Origin of the sequence: Pseudomonas sp. FeS53a (genome assembly GCF_000931385.1) — a bacterium.
GTDB lineage: Bacteria > Pseudomonadota > Gammaproteobacteria > Pseudomonadales > Pseudomonadaceae > Metapseudomonas > Metapseudomonas otitidis.
The window spans coordinates 21853-36173 of record NZ_JYFT01000056.1 but is presented as its reverse complement, the minus strand read 5'-3'; the positions used below and the strand labels follow the sequence as shown (position 1 = coordinate 36173).

Annotated in this window: 15 protein-coding genes and 1 pseudogene; all 16 read left to right on the top strand. The window is 65.9% G+C overall.

Translation table 11 applies throughout. The features are described 5' to 3' along the window. Window positions 1-5 precede the first annotated feature (5 nt). The 16 genes and pseudogenes from fliH to flhA all read left to right on the top strand — a co-directional run bounded on the left by fliH (window position 6) and on the right by flhA (window position 14315). Window positions 6-815, top strand: a complete 810-nt coding sequence (fliH, locus tag SZ55_RS15990; RefSeq protein ID WP_044408147.1) for a flagellar assembly protein FliH — start codon at window positions 6-8, stop codon at window positions 813-815. After that, the gene (gene fliI, locus SZ55_RS15985) at window positions 805-2163 is read left to right on the top strand and encodes a flagellar protein export ATPase FliI (RefSeq protein ID WP_044408144.1); all 1359 of its coding nucleotides are present in this window, start codon (window positions 805-807) and stop codon (window positions 2161-2163) included. The genes fliH and fliI overlap by 11 nt, the downstream gene beginning before the upstream one ends. Window positions 2164-2169: 6 nt before the next feature. Then, window positions 2170-2619: a flagellar export protein FliJ gene (fliJ, locus tag SZ55_RS15980; protein WP_044408141.1), complete on the top strand. Its 450-nt coding sequence runs from the start codon at window positions 2170-2172 to the stop codon at window positions 2617-2619. Between the two features lie 77 nt (window positions 2620-2696). Then, window positions 2697-3002, top strand: coding sequence for an STAS domain-containing protein (locus tag SZ55_RS15975; RefSeq protein ID WP_044408138.1), 306 nt, complete (start codon window positions 2697-2699; stop codon window positions 3000-3002). 13 nt (window positions 3003-3015) lie between these two features. Beyond that, window positions 3016-4710 (top strand): fused response regulator/phosphatase, encoded by a 1695-nt coding sequence (locus SZ55_RS15970; RefSeq protein WP_082078273.1) that lies wholly within the window; start codon window positions 3016-3018, stop codon window positions 4708-4710. Window positions 4711-4741: 31 nt separating this feature from the next. Further along, window positions 4742-5095: an Hpt domain-containing protein gene (locus SZ55_RS15965; RefSeq protein ID WP_044408135.1), complete on the top strand. Its 354-nt coding sequence runs from the start codon at window positions 4742-4744 to the stop codon at window positions 5093-5095. A 65-nt stretch (window positions 5096-5160) separates the two neighbouring features. Further along, a complete protein-coding gene (locus tag SZ55_RS15960; RefSeq protein WP_044408133.1) occupies window positions 5161-6498 on the top strand; it encodes a flagellar hook-length control protein FliK in 1338 nt (445 codons plus the stop codon). A 189-nt stretch (window positions 6499-6687) separates the two neighbouring features. Beyond that, complete coding sequence (gene fliL / locus SZ55_RS15955; protein ID WP_044408131.1) at window positions 6688-7212, top strand: flagellar basal body-associated protein FliL; 525 nt, start codon at window positions 6688-6690, stop codon at window positions 7210-7212. 12 nt (window positions 7213-7224) lie between these two features. Next, a complete protein-coding gene (gene fliM, locus SZ55_RS15950) occupies window positions 7225-8196 on the top strand; it encodes a flagellar motor switch protein FliM (protein WP_044408128.1) in 972 nt (323 codons plus the stop codon). Window positions 8197-8231: 35 nt separating this feature from the next. Then, window positions 8232-8705 carry a flagellar motor switch protein FliN gene (fliN, locus tag SZ55_RS15945; protein WP_044408125.1) on the top strand — a complete coding sequence of 158 codons (474 nt, stop codon included), beginning with the start codon at window positions 8232-8234 and terminating at the stop codon, window positions 8703-8705. A 2-nt stretch (window positions 8706-8707) separates the two neighbouring features. Further along, entirely contained in the window at window positions 8708-9178 is a 471-nt protein-coding gene (fliO, locus tag SZ55_RS15940) for a flagellar biosynthetic protein FliO (protein ID WP_044408123.1), read from the top strand. Continuing rightward, on the top strand, window positions 9178-9933 hold the full coding sequence (gene fliP / locus SZ55_RS15935; RefSeq protein ID WP_044408120.1) for a flagellar type III secretion system pore protein FliP: 756 nt from the start codon (window positions 9178-9180) through the stop codon (window positions 9931-9933). The genes fliO and fliP overlap by 1 nt, the downstream gene beginning before the upstream one ends. 2 nt (window positions 9934-9935) lie before the next feature. Beyond that, the gene (fliQ, locus tag SZ55_RS15930; RefSeq protein WP_044408117.1) at window positions 9936-10205 is read left to right on the top strand and encodes a flagellar biosynthesis protein FliQ; all 270 of its coding nucleotides are present in this window, start codon (window positions 9936-9938) and stop codon (window positions 10203-10205) included. Between the two features lies 1 nt (window position 10206). Beyond that, window positions 10207-10983 (top strand): flagellar biosynthetic protein FliR, encoded by a 777-nt coding sequence (gene fliR / locus SZ55_RS28105; protein ID WP_044408114.1) that lies wholly within the window; start codon window positions 10207-10209, stop codon window positions 10981-10983. 81 nt (window positions 10984-11064) lie between these two features. After that, window positions 11065-12039: pseudogene (gene flhB, locus SZ55_RS28100) on the top strand (flagellar biosynthesis protein FlhB); the annotation flags it as partial. Between the two features lie 152 nt (window positions 12040-12191). After that, window positions 12192-14315, top strand: coding sequence for a flagellar biosynthesis protein FlhA (flhA, locus tag SZ55_RS15915; protein WP_044408893.1), 2124 nt, complete (start codon window positions 12192-12194; stop codon window positions 14313-14315). Window positions 14316-14321 lie beyond the last annotated feature (6 nt).

The window sequence follows — 14321 nt, the reverse complement described above, 5'->3', positions numbered from 1 at the left end:
ATTCCATGGCCAACAAGGATGCGCAGAGCGAGCTGATCCGCGCCAAGGACATCAATGCATTCGACCGCTGGTCGTTGCCCAGCTTCGACCCGGAAGTGCCGGCACCCGCGGTCGAGCCGGAACCGGTGCCGAGCGAGGAGCCTGCCGCGCCCATCGACGAGGCAGCGCCGGAGCCGGGGCTGGAGACGATCGAAGAGGTCCCGCCGGAAGACGTCAAGCCGCTGACGCTGGAGGAGCTGGAGGCGATCCGCCAGGACGCCTACAACGAAGGCTTCGCCACCGGCGAGAAGGACGGCTTCCACGCCGGCCAGCTCAAGGCCAAGCAGGAGGCGGAGGTCGTGCTCAATGCCCGCCTCGACGCGCTGGAGCAATTGATGGGGCAACTGATGGACCCCATCGCCGAGCAGGACCAGCAGCTGGAAGAGGCCGTCATCCACCTGGTGGGGCACATGGCCCGGCAGGTGGTGCAGCGCGAGCTGTCCACCGACTCCTCCCAGCTGCGCCACATCCTGCGGGAAGCCCTCAAGCTGCTGCCCATGGGCGCGAGCAACGTGCGCATCCACGTCAACCCGCAGGACTTCGAACTGGTGAAGGCCCTGCGCGAGCGCCATGAGGAATCCTGGCGCATCCTCGAAGACGATGGCCTGCTGCCCGGCGGTTGCCGGATCGAGACCGAGCACAGCCGCATCGATGCCAGCGTGGAAACCCGCCTGGCCCAGGCCCTCAAGCAGCTCTTCGACCAGCAGCGGGACCAGAAGGTGCACCCGCCGGCTGCCGACCTGTCCATCGACCTTGAGGACGGCCATGCGTCTTGATCGGGTCAGCTTTGCCCGCCGCCTGGCCGGGTATGCCGACGCGGTCAGCCTACCCAACCAGCCCGTGGTGGAGGGTCGCCTGCTGCGCATGGTTGGCCTGACCCTGGAGGCCGAGGGCCTGCGCGCGGCCATCGGTAGCCGCTGCCTGGTGATCAACGACGACAGCTACCACCCCGTGCAGGTCGAGGCTGAAGTCATGGGCTTCGCCAGCGGCAAGCTGTACCTGATGCCGGTGGGCAGCCTGGCCGGCATCGCGCCCGGTGCGCGGGTCGTGCCCCTGCCGGATACCGGTCGCCTGCCCATGGGCATGTCCATGCTCGGTCGGGTGCTGGATGGCGCCGGCCGCGCGCTGGACGGCAAGGGCGGGATGAAGGCCGAAGACTGGGTGGCGATGGACGGCCCGGTGATCAATCCGCTGAACCGCGACCCCATTTCCGTTCCCCTGGATGTCGGCATCCGCTCCATCAACGGCCTGCTCACCGTCGGTCGCGGCCAGCGCCTGGGCCTGTTCGCCGGCACCGGCGTCGGCAAGTCGGTGCTGCTGGGCATGATGACCCGCTTCACCGAGGCGGAGATCATCGTGGTCGGCCTGATCGGCGAACGGGGCCGCGAGGTGAAGGAATTCATCGAGCACATCCTCGGCGAGGAGGGGCTCAAGCGCTCGGTGGTGGTGGCATCACCCGCCGACGATGCGCCGCTGATGCGTCTTCGCGCCGCCATGTATTGCACCCGCATCGCCGAATACTTCCGCGACAAGGGCAAGAACGTCCTGCTGCTGATGGATTCCCTGACCCGCTTCGCCCAGGCCCAGCGGGAGATCGCCCTGGCCATCGGCGAGCCGCCGGCCACCAAGGGCTATCCGCCGTCGGTCTTCGCGAAGCTGCCCAAGCTGGTGGAGCGCGCCGGCAATGGCGAGAAGGGCGGCGGCTCCATCACCGCCTTCTACACCGTGCTCTCCGAGGGCGACGACCAGCAGGACCCCATCGCCGACTCCGCGCGGGGCGTGCTCGACGGGCACTTCGTGCTGTCGCGCCGGCTGGCGGAGGAGGGTCACTACCCGGCCATCGACATCGAGGCGTCCATCAGCCGGGTCATGCCCCAGGTGGTCAGCCCCGAGCACCTGAAGATGGCCCAGCGCTTCAAGCAGCTGTGGTCGCGCTACCAGCAGAGCCGCGATCTCATCAGCGTCGGCGCCTACGTCGCCGGTGGCGACCCGGACACCGACCTGGCCATCGCCCGCCAGCCCGCCATGGCGGCCTTCCTCCAGCAGGGCCTGGACGAGAGCGAGCCGCTGGCCAGCAGCGTCATGCGCCTGGGGGGCGTACTGGCCAACGGCAACGCGGGTTGATGAACGATGGCCAATGACCGGGCGGCGCGCCTTGCGCCGGTGGTGGAGATGGCCCAGAAGGCCGAGCGCGAAGCCGCGCGGCTGATGGGCCAGTGCCAGGCCCAGCTGGCCCAGGCCGAGGGCAAGCTTGGCGACCTCGAGCGCTACCGGGGCGACTACCAGCAGCAGTGGATCACCCAGGGCAGCCAGGGCGTCAGTGGCCAATGGCTGACCAACTACCAGCGTTTCCTTTCGCAATTGGAGGCGGCGGTGAGCCAGCAGAACCAGAGCGTGGCCTGGCACCGGGAGAACCTGAACCGTGCGCGGGACACCTGGCAGCAACGCTACGCGCGGCTGGAGGGCCTGAAAAAGCTGGTGCAGCGCTACCGTGACGAGGCCCGGCTGGCAGAGGACAAGCGTGAGCAACGCCTGCTGGATGAACTCTCCCAGCGTCTGAATCGTCCCGGACAGGAGTAAGACGCAGGTTGCCGAGGTCCCTGGCGGGTGCTAAATCTTCTCAGCACGCGCCTTTTCATCTGACCAAGGAGTCTTGCATGGCCATCACCTCGCTGCCTTCGAGCGACGGGCAAGAGTTGACCATCGTCATTCAGGGACGTTTCGATTTCGGGGCCCACCAGGAATTTCGCGACGCCTACGAGCGCGTCAACATTTCCCCCAAGCGCTATGTCGTCGACCTGAAGGGCACCACCTACCTCGACAGCTCTGCCCTCGGCATGCTCCTGCTGCTGCGTGACCACGCGGGGGGCGACAGCGCCCAGATCCGCCTGGCCAACTGCAACCCGGACGTCCGCAAGATCCTCGCCATTTCCAACTTCGAGCAGCTGTTCCAGATTGCCTGAGGTGCCCGTGCCCGTGCCCGGCCGTCTGTCGATCCTCATCGCCGAGGACAACGCGGCCGACCGCATGCTGCTGTCCACCATCGTCAGTCGCCAGGGGCACCGCGCCCTGACTGCCGGCAACGGCGTGGAGGCGGTGGCGCTGTTCCAGCAGGAGCGGCCGAACCTGGTGCTGATGGACGCGCTGATGCCGGAGATGGACGGCTTCGAAGCCGCGCGGCGCATCAAGCAATTGGCTGGGGAGGAGCTGGTCCCGATCATCTTCCTCACCTCCCTGACCGAGAACGAAGCCCTCGTACGCTGCCTGGAGGCCGGCGGCGACGACTTCCTCGCCAAGCCCTACAACCGGGTCATCCTCGAAGCCAAGATCAACGCCATGGACCGCCTGCGCCGCCTGCAGGAGACGGTGCTGCACCAGCGCGACCTGATCGCTCGGCACCATGAGCACCTGCTCACCGAGCAGCGGGTGGCCAAGGCGGTGTTCGACAAGGTGGCCCACTCCGGCTGCCTCAAGGCCTCCAATATCCGCTACCTGCAGTCGCCCTATGCGCTGTTCAACGGTGACCTGTTGCTGGCCGCCTTCAAACCCTCCGGCGGCATGCATGTGCTGCTGGGGGACTTCACCGGCCATGGGCTGCCAGCGGCCATCGGGGCGATGCCCCTGGCCGAGGTGTTCTACGGCATGACGGCCAAGGGCTATGCCATGTCCGACATCCTCCGGGAGATGAACGCCAAGCTGAAGCGCATCCTGCCGGTGGGCGTGTTCTGTTGCGCGACGCTGCTCAACCTCAATTTCCAGCAGCGGCTGCTGGAGGTGTGGAATGGCGGCCTGCCGGAGGGTTACCTGCGTCGCGGCGCCGATGGCAGCGTGGTGCCGCTGGTATCGCGGCACCTGCCGCTGGGGGTCCTGGACCCGGCGGTGTTCGATGCCACCTACGAGGTCTATCCGGTGGAGCTGGGGGATCGCATCTTCCTCTGGTCCGATGGGGTGCTGGAAACGCGCAACGAAGCCGGAGAGCTGTACGGCGACGAGCGGCTGAAGGAGGTGTTCGCCCGCTGTGGGCGTTCCGAGCACCTGTTCGACGCCATCCAGCAATCCCTCACGGCGTTCCGTGGCGAAGCCCAGGACGACGTCAGCATGATCGAAGTGGGCGTGGTGGATGGCCTGGAGCAATGGCCGCAACTGGACTTCACCGACAGTGGCCAGCTCAGCCCCCTGGACTGGTCGGCCAGCTTCGAGTTCCGCGCCCAGACGCTCAAGCGCTTCAACCCGTTGCCGTTCCTGTTGCAGTTGCTGTTGGAGGTGCAGGGGCTGAGGGAGCAGGGCGGTGCGCTCTACACCGTGCTGGCGGAGCTGTATTCCAATGCCCTGGAGCACGGCGTGCTGGGGCTGGACTCCGCCCTCAAGCGAGATGCCAAGGGGTTCGCCGAGTACTACCGCGAGCGCAGCGCCCGCCTGGAGCGGCTGGAGGAGGGGCATGTACGCATCCACCTCGCGCTGATGCCTGAGGGGGAGGGAGGGCGTCTGCGTATCCAGGTGGAGGACAGCGGCAAGGGATTCGACGCACGGCAACTGCCTGCCGCCCAGGACGGCAAGGTGCTGCTCAGCGGGCGCGGCCTGAATCTCGTCAGGCAGCTTGCCGCACGCTGCGACTTGCCGGAGGATGGCAAGGGCATTCGCGTGGAGTTCGTCTGGCCGCGCCCATCCTGATGTTCATTGTGTTCTGCCGGGGGTAACCGGGTTGTCCGATCTGCATATCGATACCACTGTGCTCGCTGCCTTGCGGGAGGTGATGGAGGACGAGTATCCCGTCCTGCTGGACACCTTCCTGGTGGACTCCGAGGAGCGCCTGCGCCTGCTGCACCAGGCCTGCGACCAGGGCGATGCCCAGGGATTGCGCCTGGCTGCCCACAGCTTCAAGGGCAGCTGCAGCAACATGGGGGCACCTCTGCTGTCGTCGCTGTGCAAGCAATTGGAAGAAGCCGGACGTCGTGAGCAACTCGACGAGGCGCCCTCGCTGGTGGAACAGATCGAGCGTGAATTCGCCATCGTGCGCATCCTCATGCGCTCCGAGCGGCAGCGTTATCGCCTCTGACGGCGGACTTGGCCCGTCACTTGCAATCTCCCAGGCACGAATCCAACCCCCAGCGGAGAGTGCCCATGCCCGTTGCCCCCGATATGCTTCTGCAGGCCAAGCCTGAGGTGAAGCCGAACTTTCAGGCGGCAAAGTCCCAGGTGCGGACGCCCGAGCCCAGCAACAGCGGGGCTCCCAGCTTCGCCCAGATGTATGCGAAGGAACGGCAAGCCAAGCCTGCAGAACGAAGTGAACCCGCGCCCAAGCAGGCCCGGGACAAGCCTGCCGACAACCGCAAGAGTGACGAGCCGGCCGACAAACCGGCTGCCGCGCCGGCAGACAAGCCGACCACCGTTGCCGATAGCGGCAACGCCTTGCCGTCGGATGCAGCCGCCACCACCACCTGCGACGATTCGACGGATACCACGTCCAGCGACGGCAGTTCGACGCTCGATCCGCTGCTGCTGATGGCCATGAACGGCCAGACGCCGCCGGTGCCCACCGAGCCGCAGGTACAGCCGGCGGAGGTGCAGCCCGAGGTGCCGGCGCTGGTGGTCACCACGCCACTGGCCACGACGCCCCAGACCCAGGCAACCCAGCCTGCGGCAGAGGAGGCCGACCCGCTCCAGGGGGTCGTCGGTCTGCCCCAGACACTGCAGGCCAGCACTGAGGGCGACCCGGTCCAGGCGGCCACCACTACCACGGTGAACAGCCAGAATTCCGCCAGCGGCAGTCATAACTTCGCCAGCGCCATGGCAGCCTTCTCCGAGAAGAACGCCGACGTGAGCGAGACGCCGCCCGAGGTCGAGTTGCCGGCCGGCGAGTTCTCCGAACAACTGGCCCAGGGGCTGGGCGAGAACAAGGCGGAGATCCGCAGCGAGGTGCTGGACAGCCGCCTGAATGCCCTCAACCAGGCCGTGACCCAGCAATCGGCCATGGCCCAGCGTGCCCCGGCCGTCGTGCCCGGCCAGCCAGTGGCCATCAACCAGAACGGCTGGAGCGAGGCGGTGGTGGACCGGGTGATGTGGTTGTCCAGCCAGAACCTGAAGTCTGCCGAGATCCAGCTCGACCCGCAGGAACTGGGGCGGCTGGAGGTGCGCATCCACATGAACCAGGACCAGACCCAGGTCACTTTCGCCAGCCCCAACGCCGGCGTGCGGGACGCGCTGGAGGGGCAGATGCACCGCCTGCGCGACATGTTCAACCAGCAGGGCATGACCCAGCTCGACGTCAACGTCTCCGACCAGTCCCTGGCGCGCAGCTGGCAAGGCCAGCAGGGCGGCGACGGTGAGCGTCGTGGCGGCGGCAATGGCAATGGCGGCTTGCTGGGCGGTTCCGGCGATGACGAGACGCTGGCTGGCGTCAGTGAGCTGCGACCTGCTGCGGCCGGCGTCGCCCGGGGGCTGGTGGATTACTACGCCTGATCCGTCGAGCCGACGCCGTCCTGTTCTAGACTTAGAGCGCCCGGTACGAGAACGTACCGGGCGCTTTTTCTTGGATGACAGGCGCGGGCGACACTGGTATACCCAGCGCGATTGTTGAGAGCCTGGCATAGCACTTGCTCACAACCCATTGAATGCGGACGGAAAGCCGCTCAGCGACGGAATATTGGCATGGCGAAGAAAGAAGCAGCGGCCGGGGAAGAGAAACCGGCGGGCAAGAGCAAGCTCAAACTGATCATCCTGATCGTGGTAGCGCTGTTGCTGGCGATCGGGCTTTCCGTCGGGGCCACCTGGTTTTTCCTCAGCAAGGGCGGGGACAAGAAGGACGAGGGCAAGAAGGAGGAGGCAGCCGCCGAGCACGCCGCTCCGGTCAAGCAGCCGGCCATCTACGAGCCGCTGGCCCCTGCCTTCGTGGTCAATTTCAACCAGAACGGGCGGCAGCGCTACATGCAGGTCAGCGTGGCGCTGATGGCCCGTGACAAGGGCGAGATGGATGCCCTGAAAGTCCACATGCCGGTGCTGCGCAACAAGCTCGTCATGCTGTTCTCTGGCCAGAACTTCGACAATCTCGTGACTGCCGTGGGCAAGGAAATGCTTCGCCAGCAGGCCACGGCGACCGTCCAGGAACTGGCCAAGCAGGAAACCGGCAAGGTCGTGATCGAGCAGGTCCTGTTCACCAACTTCGTATTGCAGTAGGCGGGTTCAACCATGGCCGTACAAGACCTCCTTTCCCAGGACGAGATCGATGCCCTGCTGCACGGCGTCGACGATGGCCTCGTTGAGACCGAAAGCGACGTCGAGCCTGGCAGTGTCAAAAGCTATGACCTGACCAGCCAGGACCGGATCGTCCGTGGGCGCATGCCCACCCTCGAGATGATCAACGAGCGCTTCGCCCGCTACACCCGCATCAGCATGTTCAACCTGTTGCGCCGCTCCGCGGACGTCGCGGTGGGCGGTGTGCAGGTGATGAAGTTCGGCGAGTACGTGCATTCCCTCTACGTTCCCACCAGCCTCAACCTGGTGAAGATGAAGCCGCTGCGCGGCACCGGGCTGTTCATCCTCGACGCCAAGCTGGTGTTCAAGCTGGTGGACAACTTCTTCGGGGGCGATGGCCGCCACGCCAAGATCGAAGGCCGCGAATTCACCCCCACCGAGCTGCGGGTGGTTCGCATGGTCCTCGACCAGGCCTTCATCGACCTGAAGGAGGCCTGGCACGCGGTGATGGACGTGCACTTCGAGTACATCAACTCGGAGGTGAACCCGGCACTCGCCAACATTGTCAGCCCCAGTGAAGTGGTGGTGGTTTCCACCTTCCACATCGAGCTGGACGGCGGTGGCGGCGACCTGCACATCACCATGCCCTATTCGATGATCGAGCCGATCCGCGAGATGCTCGATGCCGGCTTCCAGTCGGATGTCGACGATCAGGACGAGCGCTGGATCAAGGCCCTGCGCGAGGACATCCTCGACGTCAGCGTGCCGGTGGGCGCCACCGTGGTGCGCCGCCAGCTGCGCCTGCGGGACATCCTGCACATGCAGCCCGGGGACGTGATCCCGGTGGACATGCCCGAGTACATGATCATGCGCGCCAACGGCGTGCCGGCCTTCAAGGTCAAGCTGGGGGCCCACAAGGGCAACCTGTCGCTGCAGATACTGGATCCCATCGACCGTCCCCGCTGACGGTCGCTCTCATTACGTAAGCCGACGAGGTCGAGATGGCAGACGAAGAAAACACCACGCCCGAGGAACAGGCGCTCGCCGACGAGTGGGCTGCCGCGCTGGCGGAGGCCGGCGAGAGCCCCGGCCAGGACGATATCGACGCGCTGATGAACCAGGGCGCAGCCCCCGAGGCCCCTGCCGCCAACCCCCGTGCGCCCATGGAAGAGTTCGGCAGCGTACCGCGCTCCAACGCGCCGGTGAGCCTGGATGGCCCGAACCTGGATGTGATCCTCGACATTCCCGTGTCCATCTCCATGGAAGTGGGCAATACCGACATCACCATCCGCAACCTGTTGCAGTTGAACCAGGGCTCGGTGATCGAGCTGGACCGCCTGGCCGGCGAGCCGCTGGACGTGCTGGTCAACGGTACCCTGATCGCCCACGGGGAAGTGGTGGTGGTGAACGAGAAGTTCGGCATCCGCCTGACCGACGTGATCAGCCCCAGCGAACGCATCAAGAAGCTGCGCTGACCATGAGCCGCCTCCTGTTCGCCCTCGTCTTCGCCCCGCTGGCGGCCACGGCCGCCGAGCCGGCAGCGGTCGCCCCGGCGCCTGCTGCGGCCAGCGCCACCGCCGCGTCTGCGACTGCGGTGACCAGCGGCAGCGGTGTGGCCGCCCAGCTCGGTCAGCTCACCCTGGGCTTGCTGCTGGTGGTGGGGGTGATCTTCCTGCTCGCCTGGCTGCTGCGCCGGGTGCAGCAGATGGGGCCGCGCGGCAGTGACCGGGCGATCCGCCTGATCGCCAGCCAGGCCCTCAGCCCGCGGGACCGGCTGGTGCTGGTCCAGGTGGGTAACGAGCAGGTCCTGCTCGGGCTCACGCCAGGCCGGATCACCCCGCTGCACGTGCTCAAGGAGCCGGTGCACCTGCCCGATTCGCAACCCGCCCAACCCGAATTCGCCCAGCGCCTGATGGAGTTGCTGGGCAAGGACAAGGACAAGCACTGATGGCCTTCTGGCGCATCCTGATCGCCCTGCTGCTGGCGGTGGCGGCCCCCCTGGCGCTGGGCGCCGACGACCCGTTGTCGGTCTCCGCCATCACCCTGACTACCGACGCGCAGGGTCAGCAGGAATATTCGGTCAGCCTGCAGATTCTGCTGATCATGACGGCGCTGAGCTTCATCCCGGCGTTCGTCATGCTGATGACCAGCTTCACCCGGATCATCATCGTCTTCTCCATCCTCCGCCAGGCGCTGGGCCTGCAGCAGACCCCGTCGAACCAGATCCTCACCGGGATGGCGCTGTTCCTGACGATGTTCATCATGGGGCCGGTGTTCGACCAGGTGAACCGCGATGCCCTGCAGCCCTACCTGAACGGGCAGTTGCCGGCCCAGGAGGCGATCAAGCGGGCCGAGGGACCGGTCAAGAACTTCATGCTGGCGCAGACCCGCTCCAGTGACCTGGAGCTGTTCGTGCGGTTGTCCAAGCGCACCGACATTCCCAGTGCCGACGCCACGCCCTTGACCATCCTGGTGCCGGCCTTCGTCACGTCCGAGCTGAAGACCGCCTTCCAGATCGGCTTCATGATCTTCATCCCGTTCCTGATCATCGACCTGGTGGTGGCGAGCGTACTGATGGCGATGGGCATGATGATGCTCTCGCCGCTGATCATTTCGTTGCCGTTCAAGATCATGCTGTTCGTGCTGGTGGATGGCTGGGCGCTGATCATCGGCACCCTGGCCGGAAGCTTCGGAGGCGTCTAGCGATGACACCCGAGATTGCCGTCGACCTGTTCCGCGAGGCGCTGTGGCTGACCTGCGTCATCGTCGGGATCCTGGTGGTGCCGAGCCTGGTGGTGGGCCTGATCGTGGCGATGTTCCAGGCTGCGACCCAGATCAACGAGCAGACCCTGAGCTTCCTGCCGCGCCTGCTGGTGATGCTGATGACGCTGATGGTGGCCGGCCCCTGGCTGACCCGCCAGCTGATGGAGTACATCACCACGCTCTACCACAACATTCCCATGCTGATCGGCTGAGATGCTGGAGCTGACCTCCTCGCAGATCGGCGGCTGGATCGCCAGCCTGGTGCTGCCGCTGTTCCGCATCGCTTCCTTGCTGATGACCATGCCGCTGTTCGGGACCCAACTGGTGCCGAATCGCGTGCGGCTCTACCTCGCTCTCGCCATCACCGTGGTGCTGGCGCCCAATCTGCCACCGATGCCCGAGGTGGATGCCGTGAGCCTGCGGGCCTTCCTGCTGGTGCTGGAGCAGGTGCTGATCGGCGCGGTGATGGGGTTTGCACTGCAGCTGTTCTTCCACGCCTTCGTGGTGGCCGGCCAGATCCTGGCGGTGCAGATGGGCCTGGGCTTCGCGTCCATGGTGGACCCCACCAACGGGGTGTCGGTGCCGGTGATCGGCCAGTTCTTCACCATGCTGGTGACGCTGCTGTTCCTGGCCATGAACGGCCACCTGGTGGTGTTCGAGGTGCTGGCCGAGAGTTTCGTGACTCTGCCGGTGGGCGGGGGGCTGATGGCCGCTCACTTCTGGGAACTGGCCACCCGCCTGGGCTGGGTGCTGGGGGCCGGCCTGCTGTTGGCACTGCCGGCGATCACGGCGTTGCTGGTGGTGAACATCGCCTTTGGCGTGATGACCCGTGCCGCGCCGCAGCTGAATATCTTCTCCATCGGTTTCCCGCTCACCGTGGCCATGGGCCTGGTGATCATCTGGATCGGCATGGCCGACATCCTGTCCCAGTACCAGGTGCTGGCCACCGACGCGCTGCAGCTGCTGCGCGAGCTGGTGAGGGCGCGCTGATGGTCCTTCAACCCCTTACCCGTCCCGGTCGGTCAACCGGGCCTGCTGCCGAGGTGCGCCATGGCAGAGAGTGAGAGCGGGGCGGACATGATGATGAAGATGATGCGCAYCAGCTTCGACTTTTCCCGCGAGGTGTTGCTGGACGAGCGCAGCATGGGGCTGTTCCTGCTGCATGCCGGGCAGATGGCGCTGTCGGCGGTCATGCCGCTGCTGGTGACCTTGCTGATCATCTCCCTGGCGGCGCCGGTGGCGTTGGGGGGCTGGCTGTTTTCTCCGGAAGCGATGGGGCCGAAGTTCAGCCGGATGAACCCGCTTTCCGGCCTCAAACGCATGTTTTCCGCTCACGCGCTGGTGGAGCTGCTCAAGGCCTTGGGCAAGTTCGCGCTGGTGCTGATGGTGGCGGTGATGGTGCTGTCCTCGGATGCCGATGACCTGCTGGCCATCGCCCACGAGCCGCTGGACCGGGCCATCCTGCACAGCGTCCAGGTGGTGGGCTGGAGTGCGGTCTGGCTGGCCTGCGGGCTGATCCTCATCGCGGGGATCGACGTGCCTTACCAGCTCTGGGACAACAAGCAGAAGCTGATGATGACCAAGCAGGAAGTGCGCGACGAGTACAAGGACTCCGAGGGCAAGCCCGAGGTCAAGGCGCGCATCCGCCGCATGCAGCGGGAGATGGCCGAGCGCCGCATGATGGCGGCCGTGCCCCAGGCCGACGTGGTCATTACCAACCCGACCCACTTCGCCGTGGCGCTCAAGTACGACCCGGCCAAGGGCACCGCTCCGGTGCTGCTGGCCAAGGGCAACGACTTCACCGCGCTGAAAATTCGCGAGATCGCCCAGGAGCACAAGGTCACCGTGCTGGAGTCGCCGGCGCTGGCGCGGGCGGTGTTCTATTCCACCGAGCTGGACCACGAGATTCCGGCCGGCCTCTACCTGGCGGTGGCCCAGGTGCTGGCCTACGTCTATCAGCTCAAGCAGTTCCGTGCCGGCAAGGCCAAGCGACCGCCGCCGCTTTCCGAGCCGCCCATCCCCGCCGACCTGCGGCGCGACGAGTAGGGCGCGGGCCCGTTCGGGTCGACATAACGCGCTGTTCTGCCAGGGTTTCACGAAGTTGGAAGGGTTCTTGCACCAGAGCTTGTGCGCGGTTTTGCGCGTCAAGATTTTGAATGGTTGGGCAGGCTTGCCCGCCAGTGCTCGAGGACCTCGATGTGGATCGCACGCAACTGATGGGCAACCTGCGCGGCAACTTCGCCAGCCTCTCCCGGGGCAACCTGGGGGTGCCGCTGCTGGTGCTGGTGATGCTGGGGATGATGACCCTGCCGGTGCCGCCCTTCCTGCTGGACGTGTTCTTCACGTTCAACATCGCGCTGTCCATCGTCGTCCTGCTGGTCAGCGTCTATGCGCTGCGCCCGCTGGATTTCGCGGTGTTTCCCACCATCCTGCTGGTCTCCACCTTGCTGCGCCTGGCGCTGAACGTGGCCTCCAGCCGCGTGGTACTGCTGCACGGCCAGGATGGGCATGACGCGGCGGGCAAGGTGATCCAGGCCTTCGGCGAGGTGGTGATCGGCGGCAACTACGTAGTCGGTGCGGTGATCTTCGCGATCTTGATGATCATCAACTTCGTGGTGGTCACCAAGGGTGCCGGGCGTATTTCCGAAGTGAGCGCGCGTTTCACCCTGGACGCGATGCCCGGCAAGCAGATGGCCATCGACGCCGACCTCAACGCCGGTCTGATCGACCAGAACGAGGCCAAGAAGCGCCGTGCCGAGGTGTCCCAGGAGGCGGATTTCTACGGTTCCATGGACGGTGCCAGCAAGTTCGTGCGCGGTGACGCCATCGCCGGTCTGTTGATCTTGTTCATCAACCTCATTGGCGGCATGGCCATCGGTATCGTCCAGCACGGCCTGACCTTCGGCGATGCCGGGCGCATCTACTCGCTGCTGACCATCGGTGACGGCCTGGTGGCACAGATTCCCTCGCTGCTGCTGTCGACCGCCGCCGCGATCATGGTGACCCGCGTGTCCAGCTCCGAGGACATGGGTCAGCAGGTCAACCGGCAGATGTTCACCTCGCCCAAGGCGCTGGCCGTTTCCGCCGCCATCCTGGTCGCCATGGGCCTGGTGCCGGGCATGCCGCATGTCTCCTTCATCGGTCTGGGCGCGATTTCCGCTGGCGGCGCCTGGTGGATCTGGCACAAGTCGAAGAAGGCCCAGGAAGCGGCCGCCCAGGAAGTCCAGCGCCAGCAGGAGCTGCTGCCGGCCCAGCGTCCCCAGGAAACCAAGGAGCTGGGTTGGGACGACGTCACCCCGGTGGACATGGTGGGCCTGGAGGTTGGCTACCGGCTGATCCCGCTGGTGGATCGCAACCAGGGCGGCCAGTTGCTGGCGCGGATCAAGGGCGTGCGCAAGAAGCTCTCCCAGGAGATGGGCTTCCTCATGCCGTCCGTACACATCCGCGACAACCTCGACCTGCTGCCCAACGCCTATCGGCTGACGCTGATGGGGGTGAGCGTGGCGGAGGCGGAGGTGTATCCGGATCGCGAGTTGGCGATCAACCCTGGCCAGGTGTTCGGCACCCTCAACGGCATCGCCGCCAAGGATCCGGCGTTTGGCCTGGAAGCCGTCTGGATCGATGCCAGTCAGCGCGACCAGGCGCAGTCCCTGGGCTACACGGTGGTGGATGCGAGCACGGTGGTGGCCACCCACCTCAACCAGATCCTGCACAAGCATGCCCACGAGCTGTTGGGGCACGAGGAGGTGCAGCAACTGATGCAGCTGCTGGCCAAGAGCTCGCCGAAGCTGGCCGAGGAGCTGGTGCCGGGGCTGGTGTCGCTGTCGACGCTGCTCAAGGTGCTGCAGAACCTGTTGCAGGAACAGGTGCCGGTACGCGACATCCGCACCATCGCCGAAGCCATCGCGAACGTGGCGCCGAAGAGTCAAGATCCCGCCGCGATGGTGGCGGCGGTCCGCGTCGCACTTTCCCGCGCAATCGTCCAAGGCATTGTGGGACTAGAGCCGGAGCTGCCTGTGATCACCCTGGAACCCAGGTTGGAACAGATTTTGCTGAACAGTATGCAGAAGGCCGGTCAGGGCGCGGAGGACGGCATCCTCCTCGAACCGGGCATGGCCGAGAAGCTGCAACGTTCCCTGGTGGACGCGGCGCAGCGCCAGGAGATGCTCGGCAAGCCGGCGATCCTCCTGGTGGCAGGCCCGATCCGATCCATGATGTCGCGCTTCGCCCGGTTGGCCGTACCCACCATGAACGTACTGGCCTACCAGGAAATACCGGACAACAAGCAGGTCACCATAGTTGCGACTGTGGGGCAGAACTAACCGAGG

What these genes read in the sequence shown, in the direction of transcription:
- fliH (WP_044408147.1), top strand. Translation starts at nt 6, where the DNA reads ATGGCCAACAAGGATGCGCAGAGCGAGCTGATCCGCGCCAAGGACATC.
- fliI (WP_044408144.1), top strand. Translation starts at nt 805, where the DNA reads ATGCGTCTTGATCGGGTCAGCTTTGCCCGCCGCCTGGCCGGGTATGCC.
- fliJ (WP_044408141.1), top strand. Translation starts at nt 2,170, where the DNA reads ATGGCCAATGACCGGGCGGCGCGCCTTGCGCCGGTGGTGGAGATGGCC.
- SZ55_RS15975 (WP_044408138.1), top strand. Translation starts at nt 2,697, where the DNA reads ATGGCCATCACCTCGCTGCCTTCGAGCGACGGGCAAGAGTTGACCATC.
- SZ55_RS15960 (WP_044408133.1), top strand. Translation starts at nt 5,161, where the DNA reads ATGCCCGTTGCCCCCGATATGCTTCTGCAGGCCAAGCCTGAGGTGAAG.
- fliL (WP_044408131.1), top strand. Translation starts at nt 6,688, where the DNA reads ATGGCGAAGAAAGAAGCAGCGGCCGGGGAAGAGAAACCGGCGGGCAAG.
- fliM (WP_044408128.1), top strand. Translation starts at nt 7,225, where the DNA reads ATGGCCGTACAAGACCTCCTTTCCCAGGACGAGATCGATGCCCTGCTG.
- fliN (WP_044408125.1), top strand. Translation starts at nt 8,232, where the DNA reads ATGGCAGACGAAGAAAACACCACGCCCGAGGAACAGGCGCTCGCCGAC.
- fliO (WP_044408123.1), top strand. Translation starts at nt 8,708, where the DNA reads ATGAGCCGCCTCCTGTTCGCCCTCGTCTTCGCCCCGCTGGCGGCCACG.
- fliP (WP_044408120.1), top strand. Translation starts at nt 9,178, where the DNA reads ATGGCCTTCTGGCGCATCCTGATCGCCCTGCTGCTGGCGGTGGCGGCC.
- fliQ (WP_044408117.1), top strand. Translation starts at nt 9,936, where the DNA reads ATGACACCCGAGATTGCCGTCGACCTGTTCCGCGAGGCGCTGTGGCTG.
- fliR (WP_044408114.1), top strand. Translation starts at nt 10,207, where the DNA reads ATGCTGGAGCTGACCTCCTCGCAGATCGGCGGCTGGATCGCCAGCCTG.